Raw genomic sequence first — 14396 nt, forward strand, 5'->3', positions numbered from 1 at the left:
TAGTTGATCCAATCGGGCTTTTACTGGCAGTTGCCCCCGCACTGCTCTCGTTTTATCTCGATGCGTTGAATCGGGGACTTACTGCCAGTTAAAGCGGGATACAGTGAAACTTCAATCAGCTGTTGTCCGCTGATTGTTAGTTGATCCAATCGGGCTTTTACTGGCAGTTGCCCCCGCACTGCTCTCGTTTTATCTCGATGCGTTGAATCGGGGACTTACTGCCAGTTAAAGCCGGACAAAAAAAGAAACCTGGAATCTGTTGAATCCAGGTTTAGTGCGTATCGAAGCCTTTTAGGCCTTTTAATAAGTTTTCGGCGGTAACTTTCGGATTTTTTGCCCGTGTTAATGCGGAGACGACGACAATACCGGCTACTCCGCTGTTTTTCAGACAACCGCTGTTTTTTTCATTGATGCCGCCTATCGCCACAACAGGAATAGACACGGAGGAAACAATTTTGTCCAGCATGCCGTTTGGAAGAAGTTTGGCATCGCTTTTTGTTGAGGTGGGAAAAACAGAACCAACCCCAATATAGTCTGCGCCACCCTTTTCTGCCGCAATGGCATGTTCTAAAGTACGGGCTGAAACCCCGACAAGCATGGAATCCGGAATGATACTTTTTACTGCGGCAAGAGGCAAATCTTCTTGCCCCACATGCACGCCGTCAGCGCCGACTGCCAGAGCTACATCCACTCGATCATTAATGATCAAGGGGACTGATAGTGAATCAAGGAGTTTTTTTATTTGGATTGCTTTTTCATAAAAATCTCTTCCTCCGCTCTTTTTTTCACGCAATTGAACGAGAGTTACGCCTCCGGCTACTGACTCTTCAATTAAATGCAAAAGCTTGCTTATCGGAAGATCTTCTTCCGTAACCAAGTAAAGGCGATAATCAATATGATTCTTTTTCAATGACTTTGACTCCTTTTTGCCAGTGATTGCTGTTCATGAATGAAATGGAATCGATTAATTTTATTTTATATGTTCCCAAACCAATGCGCTCACCTAATAAGGAAGCAGCCTCTTCCCCAGCTAACCCCATAACGGATACTCCTGCTACAGCCGCATGTAGCATGTGATTCGTTATACCGGCAAAGCACCCGATTAAGGAAGTCGTCATACAGCCTGTCCCCGACACTCTGGATAAACACATATGGCCGTTTTGAATCATAAAAACGCTCTTCCCATCACTGATCACATCTTCTTTGCCGGTGACAGCAGCTATACACCGATATTGACGGGCAACCTTGACGGCAATTTTTTCAGGTGTTTGATCGACTTTGCCCGCATCAACCCCTTTTGTCGCCCCGATGCCTCCGGCTAAACAATTCATTTCACTTACATTTCCTCGAATGACAGAAACCTTTACTTGTTCCAGTATTTCAAAAGCAGATTGGGTTCGAAAGTCCGTTGACCCCACTCCGACAGGATCAAGTATAACAGGAATTCCTGTTTCGTTGGCGGCTTTTCCAGCCAGCTTCATCGCTTTAAAAGCATCCGAGTTCAATGTTCCGATGTTTATTATGAGGGTATTCGCCATTTTGGCCATGTCAGCCGCTTCCAAAGGGCTGGACGCCATGACGGGTGCAGCGCCAATGGCTAGGGTTACGTTTGCGCAATCGTTTATCGTTACCTGATTTGTTAGATGGTGAATAAGCGGCTGTTTATGTCTGACTTGCTCAAAAAGCTGTCCGACTTTCGTCAACATCATCTGCCCATCCGTTCCCATCACGTTACACACTCGTATAGATGATAGAAGTGATGGGTCGGTCCGTATCCTTGTCCAATGTTAAGGCTGTTGGCGATCGCATTTGTAATATAATCTTTGGCCTCATCAATCGCTGTCGGCATTTCCTTTCCTTTCGCCAAGAGGGCGGCAATTGCTGCGGACAGTGTGCAACCTGTCCCATGGACATTTTTCGTTTCAATTCTTTCCCCGCGAAATAGTTGAAACGTTTGCCCTTCGTAATATAAGTCATTGGGGTTTCCCTGCAAGTGCCCGCCTTTAATCAGGACAGCCTGCGCTCCCAGCTTTTTGATCACCCGGCATGCTTCATACATGTCAGGCTCATTATGTATCGGCATATTGGCCAAAACCTCCGCTTCCGGGATATTAGGTGTAACGAGCGAAGCCAGCGGGATAAGGGTTGATTTCAGCTCTTGCATTGTATCTTCTTCAAGCAGCCGGTGTCCCCCCTTGGAAATCATAACAGGATCAAGAACAATGTGTTTTGGTTTATATTTTTTTAAACATTGCGCGACTGTTTGTATAATGTCCGGCGTTGCCAGCATACCGATTTTCACCGCGTCAGCCCCAATATCTTCCAACACGGCTGCGACTTGGTCGTTGATGATGTTTACATCAATGAGTTGTACAGATCTTACTTCAACAGTATTTTGGGACGTAATCGCCGTAATCGCAGACATGCCGAACACCCCTAGAGCGGAAAAAGTTTTTATATCCGCTTGAATCCCCGCTCCTCCACCGGAATCAGATCCGGCGATTGTAAGAGCTGTTTTCATACAGCAAACCTCCGATCGCTGAATGTTTCATGAATACTTTTAATAAAACAAATCCCAGGGCAGCGCCGGCAATGGAACTGGCAGCAAAGGCCGGGACCAATCCAAATAAGGCCGCCTCCCGGCCTAACAGCAATGCCGCAATCGGATAGGCGGCAACAGCACCGATGATCCCGGTTCCAACGACTTCACCTATAAACGCAAACCCTATTCTTTTCGTTTTGGCATACAACCAGCCAGCCAGGAGGGCTCCGATCATGCTTCCCGGATAAGCAAACAACGAGCCTGTTCCTGAAATATTCCGGATTGTCGAAACGATAAATGCTTGGGCTAATGCATAGCCTGGCCCAAATAAAACGGCCGTTACCATATTGGCAAAATGCTGGATTGGAAAAATTTTGGCAAATCCGGCCGGGATAAAGATAACATGGCTCGTGATTGTTGTAAATGCAATGATCATGGCTGTAATGGTCAGTTTTTTAACTCGCATGGAGCAACCTCCGGCTATTAGGATTTAGAGCGTCCAGTTCTGTTGATGATAGTTCATATCCCAGAATAAATATTCATATTTGGAGGTGATAAGGAAGTGCTTTTCCAATTCCGCCAATTCTCTTTCCGGTTTCCCATCTGCTAACTGATTCATGAGATCAATCAGCCATTTTCCAAGAGAAGTAAATTCTTCTGATGAATAGGTTTCAACCCATTTGCGGTACGGGTTGGATTCCAAAGTAGCCCCATATTGTTCTTTTAATCTTTCTCCCGTTTCGGCGTAATGCCAGGCACACGGAAGCAGGCTTGCCACAAGTTCCGCCAATGTTCCGTTATGAGCCACATGCAGCATGTAGCGGGTATATGCCAAATTGACTGGTGCGGGTTCGGTGTTTTCAAGCTCTTCATTCGAAATGCCAAACTCTGCGGCGAATTGGCGATGCAGCTCCATTTCAAAATGGAGGTGTTCATGAAGCAAATGTGAGAACTTTGTCATAATTTCGAGAGTGGGAGCTTTTTGCGCTCCAATAGCAAACAGCTTCACATAATCAATTAAATAGACATAGTCTTGTTTCATATAATATTCAAAAATTTCTTGATCGAGTGTTCCTTTTCCTACCCCTTGGACGAATGGGTGGTTATAGCTTTTTTCCCATATTTCCTTCGCGCTCTCATAAAGCCTGTCCGTAAACAACATTTTTTCAACTTTCATTGGTTCCACTCCTTTAAAAAAGTTTGTACCTCATGATTCCCCACTTTGAAAAAATGAAAAAACCGCTCCCGAAAAGGAAGCGGCTCATCATCATAAAGCACATCATAATGACGCAGCCTGCTTCCCTACGCTGGCATAAACCAGATCAGGTTCAAAGGGTTTCAATCATCGATTTCTCTCAGCTTTACAGCTCCCCTAGCAGACAAAATTCATTGTTTCAAAGAAGTTATTCAATTATTAGGTGCATGTACTGCCATCATATCATGATATGGACAAAAAGCAAGTTTAATGGATAAATAGGCTCATTACATACACCATTAAAGGGATGGTCACAAGTGCAAGCAGCGTGGAAAAAATAGTCGTTAAGGCCCCCATTTGTTCATCTGCAGAGTATTTGGCAAAGAGAATGGATGCCAGGGTAATCGTCGGCATCATGGATTGAATCAAGACCGTTTGAACGAGTACCGTGTTTAAACTGAAAAAGTGTATCATGAAAATGGAAGCGATCGGCAAAATAATCAATTTTACGGAAATGGGCACCCAAATATGGTTTACCGAACGGCGTACTTGTCCGCGTTTCAGGGTCATAATCATCATTCCGATATAGAACATGGCGAGCGGTGCCGCCAATGCGGCCAATCTGTCCGTCAAGTCAATCAAAAGACCGGGCGGCTTTAATTGAAAATATGCGGTAATAAGACCAACGAAAATGGCTGCTGTCGGAATATTCACCATGGACTTTAATGTTTGCCAAGCAAACTTTCTATTTTTCTGAAGTAAAATGACTCCGACTGTCCAAATGGTCACATCGACTCCAGCATCAAAAATGGCCGCAAACAAAGCCCCCTCTGGGCCCAAAAGTGCCGCACAAAGCGGAATGCCGATAAATCCGGTGTTTCCCAAACCTGAAAGGATGGCAATTTCCCTTATCTTATTGGAATCCCTATGAAATAACCAAGCAAATAAAAATCCGGTCCCGATTCCAATAAGATTAATAATGATGGAAAGCCCAAAAACGATGGCAATCATTTTAAACATCTGGTCATCCATTTCAACGTGAAAAATACTCGATAAAATAATGCAGGGCATCGCAATATTTACGATCACTTGAATAAATGCTCTGCGAGTATCATCATTTAATGGAGTTGTTTTACCGAGCAACGCGCCAATCATGATCATCAAAGTAATAATGATGATTGACTGAAAAACAACTGTAAATTCCATACGTATCCTACTTTCTGTATAAAAACTGATAATGGCAAAGAAAAAGCGAAGAAATGGACTTCAGGATACTTCCTTTTACCACTTCTTCACTCGTACATTATACATAAGAAAACGGTTAAAACAACAGTTAAGCTTTTAGCGGATAGTATGGATTTTTTGTTATTTGATCAATGGACTTATACTGCAACGGAGAGAGCGCTTTCACTTTTGCCAGCCATTTAATCGTTACGGGTGCAGGAATATGTATATTTCCTTCCAACACTAACACACATGAATGATGAACATGAAGCAGACTTATTGATTGATATATTCGTTCTTGAGCCGTCACTTCAACGATATACAACCCTTTTTGCGGCAAATAATAATGTTGGAATACAATATGGGCGACTGTTTTTCCGCTGTTCTGATCGAATGATTGGCGTTCCAACATTCCATGCGCACTGTAATGGTTCCCCAAAAAATGATGAACATCCTCCACTTTCCCCTCATCCAAGAGCTTCCTGATTTTACTCGAACTAATCTTTTCACCATTAAAAGCTTTTTTGGGAACTGTTGTTACATCAAATAAGCCTTTTCCATCTAATTTCATTCGTTCCATGTTTCCTTTCCCGCGGTAACCATAGGTAAAATCAAAACCGGCAACGACATGCTTGCTATGTAATCCAGCCACATATTTTTTAATAAAATCTCCCGGTGAAAGTTCGGCAAACTGCTCGGTAAATGTTACAATATATAATTTTTCAACACCCATATTTTTCAATAATCTCTGTTTGTCAGGCAGAGGCGTCAAATAACTCGTTATTTTGTTTTGAACCCGTAAAATATTGCTTGGATGTGGAAAAAATGTCATAACAGCCAATTCTATGCCCTTTTTCTCTGCGATGTCTTTGGCCGTGTCAATCAATGAACGGTGCCCTAAATGGACGCCATCAAAAAAGCCAAGCACCATTACACAAGGTTCATGTTCCTCTCTATTTCCAATAAATGCCCCTTCTATGAAAATTGTTTTCAATACAGGCCTCCCCCTTGCATCTCTTTTAACCTCGATACCAACATTATCATATATCATTTAATATATGATTGCAATCGCGGCTAGATTGTTTCCTTATTTATATTTAAAATCGCACCAACGGAAATTGGTGTTCATACATTGTTACCAAGGAGGTGTATACTTAGAATGAATTGGCCAACTTCTTTGCTTGCCATCCTTGCTGGGTATGCCTTATTGGGCATCACACTTTTGGTTCCCAACCTGACTATTGTAGTTCCTTTGATCACTGTGATTCAAATTATCGCTGTCATTGTTATTGTATTATTTGCTGGCGTTATTATTTTTCGGGCACTTCATGCGCTGTTATATAAAGCTAATTAGAATCGAGCAGGAGGGGCTGTCTAAAAAATCCAATTCAGAGTAAATGCATGAAAATGTAAAACCCAAGATGTTGATTTTACAGCAATCTTGGGTTCGGTTTTTTTGTTTTCAAGCGGCAATATTACTTTTCGGACAGCCCCGACCGTTCGGAAAACTGCGGTTCCATCAAGATATTTACATTATTAGTCTATTAAGCCCTTGGGAGCTCCGTTAAGAGTTTCCAAGGGCTTTGGTACGGAAAACGAACATGTTGCTGTTTCCCCGTTCTTTTTTTTACGAGTCGTCTGTACCATTCCCGTTCCCGTTTGCGGAAGCCAGGCCCGATAAAACATGGACACGAAGAATGAATCCGGACAGTTTGTCGTTATCATCTACGACGGCAAGCGGAAATTTCGACTCCAATACTTTTGGTATTAAATCACTGACATATTCATCTTTTTGGACAATGGAAATGTCATCCCGCATCACTTCAGGCAACGCTTTTTTTTGCTTTATTCCCTTTACCGCGTCATCTATCGTTACAATGCCTTTTATATGCCTTTGGCGGTCCACAACGAAAACGCTAGATATGCCGTTCTCCTTCATTTCCTTTACTGCGACATGTAAACCGTCCTTCAATGAAACGAGCGCATTCGGCTTGATCATGACATGCTCCGCTTGGAGGATTTTCGAACGGTCAATGTCCTTTATGAACTCGGATATATAATCGTTCGCCGGCCGTTCAATAATTTCTTCAGGTGTACCGACTTGTACAACACGGCCATCCTTCATGACAGCAACCCGATCCCCCAGCTTAAAAGCCTCGTTCACGTCATGTGTAATAAAAACGATTGTTTTTTGTAGGCGATTTTGGATATCCAAAAGCTCCAACTGCATTTCCCTGCGGATCAGCGGATCAAGCGCACTGAACGGTTCATCCATCAAGAGAATGTCCGGGTCATTGGCCAATGCTCTGGCCAGCCCCACCCTTTGGCGCATTCCCCCCGACAATTCATCCGGGTATTGATCTTCATATCCTTTCAAGCCTACTATTTCAATGTTTTTTAAGGCAATTTCACGCCGTTCCTTTTTAGGCATGTTTCGGACTTCCAATCCATACTCCACGTTGCCCAAAACCGTTCGGTGGCTGAATAGACCGAAATGCTGAAATACCATGGCGATTTTTTCCTGCCTTACTTTTTTCAACTCGGACTTGCTGCCATTGACAATATTGACACCATCAATATAAATAGCGCCGTCAGTCGGTTTGTTTAATAAGTTGAAGCAGCGGATAAGCGTTGATTTTCCGCTTCCGGACAAGCCCATAATGACGAATATTTCGCCTTTTTCGATCTCCAGAGATGCATCATATACTCCGACTGTATGGCCCGTTTTTTCCAAAATCTCTTCTTTCGACATTCCTTGTTTAATCATGGGGATAACCGATTTGGGTTTGGGGCCAAAAATTTTTGAAACATGTTCCAGTTTTATTTGTGTTGTCATCGAGCCAACCTCCTGTGCTTCTGAAACTTGTCGGCCGCTCCATTAGTGATTCTGTCAATAATAATGGCCAAAAATACGATGCTGATTCCCGCTTCAAACCCTAAAGCGATGTCTATCCTGTTGATCGCGATAAGCACCTGTTCACCAAGACCTTGCGCTCCAACCATTGAAGCAATAACAACCATCGCCAAAGCCATCATCGTCGTTTGGTTGACTCCTGCCATAATGGTTGGCAAAGCCTGCGGCAACTGTACTTTCCGTAACATTTGCCAAGGAGACGATCCAAAGGACTGGGCTGATTCGATCACTTCTTTGTCAACGCCGCGAATCGCAAGTTCAGTTAATCGGATCACCGGCGGAAGAGCGTAAATTAAAGTGGCAAATATAGCCGATACGTTCCCCAATCCAAAGAAAAAGATCGCGGGAATTAAATAAACGAAGCTGGGCATAGTTTGCATCGCATCCAAAATGGGCCGCGCAACGGCTGAAAAGCCGGTGCTGTATGACATCAATATGCCAAATGGAATACCAAGAACCAAACAAATAAGGACCGCTGTCACAATGATGGCGATCGTCGTCATCATATCTTCCCACAACCCGAATGTTCCGATGAGAAAAATAAAGACGCCGTACAATATTCCTGAAAAAACCGACTTAAAATACCATCCCAGTAAGAAAATGGCCACGATAAACAACCACCAGGGGATCCAAATGAGAAAATCCTGGATTCCATTAATCGTCCTTGAAGCCAGAAAGAAAATAAAATCAAAAAATCCTTCAAGAGAAACATCGAGAAAAGTAACCAATTGGTCGGCATACTTTCCCAGATTCGTTTGTATATCCGGAAATCCTTCCATAATACCTACCTCACCTATTAAGATTTGAAATGAGCAGCCGGCCAAACGCGGCCAAGCTGCTCCATGTGAACACTAACGTGAAGCTCAGAACAATAGACGTTGTGACGAATCACGCAGACGCGGCGTTCCGAGTCTGCCGAAACTCCCCCATTGATCATTTGCAGAACAAGAACAAAGACTAAGATCCGATCCTGCAACAAGCACAGACAACAACGTTCTCGAAAACGTTTGCGTTTTTACTTCTTGTGAGTCGACAAAAACAAGTTATCGAATCTTTCCAGTCTGTCAAACCGAACGAATGGGGCTTTTACTGGCAATTGTTCCCCCACCCCATCGTTTTACTTCGATTCTTGGGCGTCTAACTTCCAGTAATGGGGATTAAAGTGCGTCCTTCACCTTTTGGGCAACATCATCTGAAACCCACTTTGTCCATACATCTTCATGTTCTTTCAACCACCATACTGCTGCCTCTTCCGCTGATGCATCTTCATCTTCCATATATTTCAAAGCCGCTTCTGTTAGCTTGCTGCTTGTCTCGTAATTTTTCAAGAAATCCACTACTTCAGGTGCTTGTTCAGGCATATCTTTATGAACGGCCACGACAACATCATTGGGAGGAAATTTCGTAGCTTTTGTTTTTTCCCAAGTTTCTTCATCATATTCTGGCTCTTCCAACAGGACAAGATCGTATTTCGCTGTTATGGCCGTAGGTGACCAGTAATATCCGACCCAGCCTTCTCCGGCCTTATACGCATCAACGAGCGAGGCAATAATCGCCGAGTCCGATCCCGGCATAAAATTGTTCATTGTTTCATCCAAGCCGTACGCTTCAAATTTGGCATCAATATGTTCAGCTACAACCCAACCGCTTGGCGCATTAATAATACGGCCTCTGCCGGGATCTTCGGGATCCCCAAATACTTCCGGATATTTCTTTAAATCTTCCACGGTTTTCAAGTCTGGCGCCAAAGGCTCAATACCGCGTTCTTTATCGCCATGAATCACATATGATGGCACGTATAAACCTTGGTCATTATCGTTAAAGTTGGTTGAAACTTGTTCAACGTCTCCCGACTCGACAGCATCTTCATACACGTCTTTAATATTGTCGGTCCACACTTCCATGTAAACATCAATATCCCCGCGGCGAAGTCCTTGAATGGTGGCGGAAGTGGAGCCCGCTGTCACTTTTGTTTTATGGCCCAGGCCTTCCTCGATGATTGTTTGCGCAATCCCGTTGTGGATACGGATGCTATCCCAGCCGGCATCAGCAAAGACGATTGTGCCGGAATCTTTATTCCCTTTTCTTTCTGAATTTTCACCACTTCCGCCGCATGCAGACAGTAGTATAAGGCTGGCTGCGGCTAACATCATTCCCAGTTTTTTCATTTGAATATTCCCCTTTTTTAAACAATATTTTTGTTTCGAATTATGTGTTTAATTAAGTGCTGATTCATTGATGGAATGAATCGTTTTCTCCCGTCCGTTCATCCTTTATTTCGGCTTTCCGCAGATTGTATTTCCAGCACAAATTCTGAATGAATTGCTTGAATGAAAGTCTATTTTTGGTAGAGGCTATTTGCGCAACCGATTTGATCGAAGTAAATGAGCTGTGGACGATGCCCTTTCTAAGTTGTACATTTTGGGAAGTAGTGGGGTATGTTTAACTTTTCACATGTTTCAACTTAAAAACGGACAACACGGAGAAACATGCGTCTCTGGCTTTCCAGACTTCACTCACCGTTTTCCAAGCATCTGATGCTGATGCTGTTACAATTACGAATGAAAGTTGAACAGCAGTTCGTCTATCATTATTTAGCTTACCGAACAACTGTCCATATTTCAAACAAGCCTATCCTTCATATTTAAGCGATATTTTGGCTAAAACATGAAAAACTGCTCGAAATACGTTGAACGGTCCCGTATGATGCCTAATCCTTCATTTCCCTCCCCCATCCAAATTTGAATGTTTGATAATACCCAAAAAATGAAAAAATAAAACGCTATGCTCATATTTTTTGTTCCTGGCGGCATCATATAATGGAAGTTTTTTTCCTGAAAAGGAGCATGGGAATGGACCGATATTTGTTGATTGTTCTAATCGGCATCCTTTTTGGATGCATTGCCCGCATTGTTTTGCTGCGGACAGACTTTAGGCAATATCCAACTTATCCGCAAGGCCGGATCATTCATTTGTCAATGGGTTTTATTGCTTCTTTTATAGGGGCGGTTGCCGTTCCTTCCGTTTTAGAATCCAATTGGACCGCGGTTACTTTTTTGGGGTTGGCTGCAACTCAGTTTCGCGAAGTCCGCAAAATGGAAAGGGAAACACTTTCCAATGTTGATTCAAGTGAATTGGTCAAACGCGGGGCGCCTTTTATCGAGGGAATGGCACAAGCTTTTGAAAGCCGAAATTATCTCGTCATGTTTACAAGCCTCGTGACAACACTATTTGCTGTTTTCTCCATTTGGGCCGGACTTTTGAGCGGGTTGGCCATGCTGATTGTCGTCAAAAAAAATATGTCCGGGAAAATGCTGACAGCCATCGCAACAGTTTCTCAAGGGGAGATCCGCTTTGAAGGGCCCCAGCTTTTTGTCAAGGATATACATATAAAAAATGTAGGCCTTGAAGCCAGCCGGCAGCTCATCCTCAAAAGAGGGGTCGGGGCGATTATTACGCCGAAAAATGAAAACAGTGTCGTCACCATTTCACATCTTGGACAAAGACAGGCGATGCTTCACCATGTCGCCAACATACTCGGCGTCTACCTGGATACAGGAGAACCCGATATCGTCCCTCTCTCCAAACGAGATATGAATGATGGAAGAGTCGCCTTATTCATCATGCCGCTAGAAACAGATTTTGAACAAGTTAAAAAGGTGCTGGAACATGTTCCAGTGTTGGATAGTGCGATTAGGCTGCCAAATGAAGGGGACAAAAGAAAAAACAGATAAACTGGGGTGGTTTGACGTGGATACAGAAGAAAACAAAGCAAAGATTGCCGCCATCGTTACTCAAAATCAAAACGTGATCCTTGGTGGTGGTGCTCCTGTCTTCCTTGTTCATGACAAGGAAGAACTGCAGAAGATAAGCAGCAGCTTGGGGAAAATACTTGATTCCGCAGTTCATGAGATTAATGACCAGACCATTATCATTGTGACAAGATAGCTGTATGAAAAAACGGCTTGCGAGTAGCCCCGCAAGCCGGCAAGTTCAAGCAAAAATGAGAACAAGTGTCCCAACGACGAAACAATAAATACTAAAATAAATTAAATTTCCCTTTTCCATAATGTTCATAAACCATTTTAAAGAAAAATAGGAAGCCACGATGGAAACAACAAAAGCACTTACATACGGGATAAACAATGTTGTTAAGTCAGGGTCGTTCACCATGTCGGAAATGCTTAGGATCGTTCCGCCCACACTGACCGGAATGTATAGTAAAAAGGAAAAGCGCAGTGCTGTCTCAGGTCTCATGCCCATGCCCATCGCACCGACAATCGTCGCTCCTGAGCGGCTGATTCCCGGTATTAAAGCTACCACTTGTGCAAAGCCGACCACAATAGCGTCCTTGAGTGTCAGATCTCCATCCTGTTTTCTTCCTTTTAAATTTCGGATTAAAAACAACGCTACACCCGTTATAAGCAAGGTAATGGCTGTAATTTGTACTCCTTTTAACGTTTCCGAAATTATGTCATTGAACAGAACACCGATGACTCCGGCCGGAATTGTGGCGATCATTAAATAGACAATGAAGCGAAAATCATCCTTCGCCTCTTCGTTTCGATGTAATAAGTAAGAAAAACCGTTCGTCGCAAGACGAATAATATCATTACGATATATGATTAAAACGGCAATCAAAGATCCCGCATTTACAAGTAATTCAAATGTCAACTTTTTTGTGGAGATTCCTAAAAAGTGTTGGGCAAGCACCAAATGCCCGCTGGATGAAATCGGGATTGGCTCGGTAATTCCCTGAATCAACCCCAGCACGATATATTTAATAGTTTCCATTATATTTATTTCCATCACATCTCACCATCCCCAGTTTACTAGAATACCTTTTTCACGTTTGCTTTTCAATTATATTGGCAAATAAAATAAAAAACGGTAATGTTGTTAAATTGCCATTTTACTCAAAACCATAAGCCTCTGTTTAAGGAGAGCAATCCAAACGCGGGATTACTTCCAAAGCAACTTTATCCCGCATGTAAGGTGCCGTATACACCACTTCAAGACCTGAGTTGATACAAAAGGTCTAAGCGGGAGAAAACGGCACCTAAATGCCCGATTGGTTCAACTAACATTCAGTAGGAGCCCTACTGATGGACAAAGGCAGCAAGATATTTTCTTTGACAGTTAACGTATCCAGCAAATTATATTCCTGGTAAATGAAGCCGAGGTGATGCTTGCGGAATTCGGCAAGTTGCTTTTCCTTCATGCCGACGATGTCTTTTCCATCAATTTTGATCGTCCCCTCACTCACTTTGTCAATGGAAGAAAGGGCGTTAAGCAATGTCGTTTTTCCCGAGCCTTACGCGCCCAAGATACTGACAAAATCTCCTTTTTCCACTTGAATATCTATTCCTTTTAAAACTTCCTGCCTGTTAAATTTATTTCCGTAACTTTTATAAATTTTTTGCGCTTCAAGAATACTCAATTATGTTCAATCCTTTACTTGATATATTGATCATAAAAGGATTGGATATCTTTTTCCTTCGATTCGACGAACAAATGATAAAAGCATGTGACAAACATGTCACATGCGTGTGGCGTGTCAGATTCTCAAATTCGTTAGAGGAATGTCGTTCCTGTTCCCGGCTATGATTGTTGTTACTATAATGATCACGAGCGAACCCTGTCTTTTCGGCAACCGCTGGTTTTCCCCATCAATCTTAATAAACTAAAAATATTGGTAAAAGAAATTCATTTTTTCACCACCGTATCGGAATAAGTCGGAGTGTGATCCAAATGTTTTTGCGGCCGACCCATTCATGGGTCAATATCGTTTTAGAGCATTGTTGTATACATAAAAAAACGCTATAACAAATAGCATCAGGTTACCATTGACTTACAGGCTCTTTCTCTCGGTAAGCTTGATGAATTCGATCACTTTACCATGTTTAAGCTTGGGGCATATGCTTCGGTTTTTCTTCATATTTCAATGGCTGTCTTGGGAAAATAGCCTTAACAACGCCGCGCTCAAGGTAGAAACGCGTCTTGTGGTTTTCCTCCGTTCTGAAGGGCAGATATTTCCCAAAAGCGGCCAGATGTTTAAAGGCGTGTTTGTTTGTGGTACGATTGTTTGTGTTCTCGCCGACTTTATCACATACAGTTTGTCTCCGTTTTTCATGTTTGAATGTTGCATTTCGTTTATTCAACCGGAAAACGATATTTTGCTTGTCAATTGGTTTTGGCCATGTTATATTTTAGTAGATACAATATTTAGGTGTAACAATCAAATAAAACACAATATATAGTGACACAACAAAGAAGGCGCCCAAAAGGGCTTAAAAGGGAATCCGGTGAAAAGCCGGAACTGTCCCCGCAACTGTAAATGCGTACGAACGGCAATACCACTGTTTTTTAAACGGGAAGGTGACCAAGTAGGACGATGCATAAGTCAGGAGACCTGCCTTTTTTGTCACAGTTTCAATTCTTCGGGGATTGAGAAGATGAAACGATAGTGGAAACCGTCATTTTTCGTGCGCTTTTTTCTCCTATCGTTTGATCCGCTCTCT

General features: G+C 42.8%; 14 protein-coding genes, 1 pseudogene and 2 riboswitches. Of the genes and pseudogenes, 3 read left to right on the forward strand and 12 right to left on the reverse strand.

Annotated elements, in window-relative coordinates; genetic code table 11:
- Positions 1-271: 271 nt before the first annotated feature.
- The 7 genes from thiE to JOC94_RS16010 all read right to left on the reverse strand — a co-directional run bounded on the left by thiE (position 272) and on the right by JOC94_RS16010 (position 5955).
- A complete protein-coding gene (gene thiE, locus JOC94_RS15980) occupies positions 272-910 on the reverse strand; it encodes a thiamine phosphate synthase (protein ID WP_077113423.1) in 639 nt (212 codons plus the stop codon).
- On the reverse strand, positions 891-1727 hold the full coding sequence (gene thiM / locus JOC94_RS15985) for a hydroxyethylthiazole kinase (RefSeq protein ID WP_236017131.1): 837 nt from the start codon (positions 1725-1727) through the stop codon (positions 891-893). Before thiM ends, thiE begins: the two co-directional genes overlap by 20 nt.
- Positions 1727-2521 carry a bifunctional hydroxymethylpyrimidine kinase/phosphomethylpyrimidine kinase gene (thiD, locus tag JOC94_RS15990; protein ID WP_077113422.1) on the reverse strand — a complete coding sequence of 265 codons (795 nt, stop codon included), beginning with the start codon at positions 2519-2521 and terminating at the stop codon, positions 1727-1729. Before thiD ends, thiM begins: the two co-directional genes overlap by 1 nt.
- A complete protein-coding gene (thiW, locus tag JOC94_RS15995) occupies positions 2490-3008 on the reverse strand; it encodes an energy coupling factor transporter S component ThiW (RefSeq protein WP_077113421.1) in 519 nt (172 codons plus the stop codon). The genes thiD and thiW overlap by 32 nt, the downstream gene beginning before the upstream one ends.
- A 24-nt stretch (positions 3009-3032) precedes the next feature.
- A complete protein-coding gene (gene tenA / locus JOC94_RS16000; protein ID WP_083717677.1) occupies positions 3033-3719 on the reverse strand; it encodes a thiaminase II in 687 nt (228 codons plus the stop codon).
- Between the two features lie 105 nt (positions 3720-3824).
- A riboswitch (TPP riboswitch) is annotated at positions 3825-3926 on the reverse strand.
- A gap of 78 nt (positions 3927-4004) precedes the next feature.
- Positions 4005-4943: an AEC family transporter gene (locus tag JOC94_RS16005; protein WP_077113420.1), complete on the reverse strand. Its 939-nt coding sequence runs from the start codon at positions 4941-4943 to the stop codon at positions 4005-4007.
- Positions 4944-5070: 127 nt separating this feature from the next.
- Positions 5071-5955, reverse strand: a complete 885-nt coding sequence (locus tag JOC94_RS16010; RefSeq protein ID WP_077113419.1) for an adenylyltransferase/cytidyltransferase family protein — start codon at positions 5953-5955, stop codon at positions 5071-5073.
- 165 nt (positions 5956-6120) lie between these two features.
- Between JOC94_RS16010 and JOC94_RS16015 the strand changes: the two genes are divergently transcribed.
- Positions 6121-6315: a hypothetical protein gene (locus JOC94_RS16015; RefSeq protein ID WP_077113418.1), complete on the forward strand. Its 195-nt coding sequence runs from the start codon at positions 6121-6123 to the stop codon at positions 6313-6315.
- 273 nt (positions 6316-6588) lie between these two features.
- Here JOC94_RS16015 and JOC94_RS16020 read toward each other — a convergent pair whose 3' ends face one another.
- The 3 genes from JOC94_RS16020 to JOC94_RS16030 all read right to left on the reverse strand — a co-directional run bounded on the left by JOC94_RS16020 (position 6589) and on the right by JOC94_RS16030 (position 10043).
- A complete protein-coding gene (locus JOC94_RS16020; protein WP_077113417.1) occupies positions 6589-7797 on the reverse strand; it encodes a quaternary amine ABC transporter ATP-binding protein in 1209 nt (402 codons plus the stop codon).
- Positions 7794-8654, reverse strand: coding sequence for an ABC transporter permease (locus tag JOC94_RS16025; protein ID WP_077113416.1), 861 nt, complete (start codon positions 8652-8654; stop codon positions 7794-7796). The genes JOC94_RS16020 and JOC94_RS16025 overlap by 4 nt, the downstream gene beginning before the upstream one ends.
- A 378-nt stretch (positions 8655-9032) precedes the next feature.
- Positions 9033-10043: an ABC transporter substrate-binding protein gene (locus JOC94_RS16030; RefSeq protein ID WP_077113415.1), complete on the reverse strand. Its 1011-nt coding sequence runs from the start codon at positions 10041-10043 to the stop codon at positions 9033-9035.
- A gap of 684 nt (positions 10044-10727) precedes the next feature.
- Here JOC94_RS16030 and JOC94_RS16035 point away from each other — a divergent pair.
- Together JOC94_RS16035 and JOC94_RS16040 are read left to right on the forward strand one after the other, a co-directional pair.
- Entirely contained in the window at positions 10728-11609 is an 882-nt protein-coding gene (locus tag JOC94_RS16035; RefSeq protein ID WP_171974002.1) for a YIEGIA family protein, read from the forward strand.
- 16 nt (positions 11610-11625) lie between these two features.
- The gene (locus tag JOC94_RS16040) at positions 11626-11823 is read left to right on the forward strand and encodes a capping complex subunit for YIEGIA (protein WP_077113520.1); all 198 of its coding nucleotides are present in this window, start codon (positions 11626-11628) and stop codon (positions 11821-11823) included.
- Between the two features lie 45 nt (positions 11824-11868).
- On the opposite strand, the gene JOC94_RS16045 is transcribed toward JOC94_RS16040, so the two are convergent.
- Together JOC94_RS16045 and JOC94_RS16050 are read right to left on the reverse strand one after the other, a co-directional pair.
- The gene (locus JOC94_RS16045; RefSeq protein WP_077113413.1) at positions 11869-12684 is read right to left on the reverse strand and encodes an undecaprenyl-diphosphate phosphatase; all 816 of its coding nucleotides are present in this window, start codon (positions 12682-12684) and stop codon (positions 11869-11871) included.
- A gap of 289 nt (positions 12685-12973) precedes the next feature.
- Positions 12974-13315, reverse strand: a pseudogene (locus JOC94_RS16050) (ABC transporter ATP-binding protein); the annotation flags it as partial.
- Positions 13316-14132: 817 nt separating this feature from the next.
- A riboswitch (cobalamin riboswitch) is annotated at positions 14133-14309 on the forward strand.
- Positions 14310-14396: the final 87 nt, after the last annotated feature.

Origin of the sequence: Siminovitchia thermophila (assembly GCF_016909185.1) — a bacterium.
In the GTDB taxonomy this organism is placed as follows: domain Bacteria; phylum Bacillota; class Bacilli; order Bacillales; family Bacillaceae_C; genus Siminovitchia; species Siminovitchia thermophila.

Bases quoted from the DNA above. Each gene is read 5' to 3' on its own strand.
- thiM (WP_236017131.1), bottom strand. From the start codon at position 1,727: ATGGGAACGGATGGGCAGATGATGTTGACGAAAGTCGGACAGCTTTTT.
- thiD (WP_077113422.1), bottom strand. From the start codon at position 2,521: ATGAAAACAGCTCTTACAATCGCCGGATCTGATTCCGGTGGAGGAGCG.
- thiW (WP_077113421.1), bottom strand. From the start codon at position 3,008: ATGCGAGTTAAAAAACTGACCATTACAGCCATGATCATTGCATTTACA.
- tenA (WP_083717677.1), bottom strand. From the start codon at position 3,719: ATGAAAGTTGAAAAAATGTTGTTTACGGACAGGCTTTATGAGAGCGCG.
- JOC94_RS16005 (WP_077113420.1), bottom strand. From the start codon at position 4,943: ATGGAATTTACAGTTGTTTTTCAGTCAATCATCATTATTACTTTGATG.
- JOC94_RS16015 (WP_077113418.1), top strand. From the start codon at position 6,121: ATGAATTGGCCAACTTCTTTGCTTGCCATCCTTGCTGGGTATGCCTTA.
- JOC94_RS16020 (WP_077113417.1), bottom strand. From the start codon at position 7,797: ATGACAACACAAATAAAACTGGAACATGTTTCAAAAATTTTTGGCCCC.
- JOC94_RS16025 (WP_077113416.1), bottom strand. From the start codon at position 8,654: ATGGAAGGATTTCCGGATATACAAACGAATCTGGGAAAGTATGCCGAC.
- JOC94_RS16030 (WP_077113415.1), bottom strand. From the start codon at position 10,043: ATGAAAAAACTGGGAATGATGTTAGCCGCAGCCAGCCTTATACTACTG.
- JOC94_RS16035 (WP_171974002.1), top strand. From the start codon at position 10,728: ATGGACCGATATTTGTTGATTGTTCTAATCGGCATCCTTTTTGGATGC.
- JOC94_RS16045 (WP_077113413.1), bottom strand. From the start codon at position 12,684: ATGGAAATAAATATAATGGAAACTATTAAATATATCGTGCTGGGGTTG.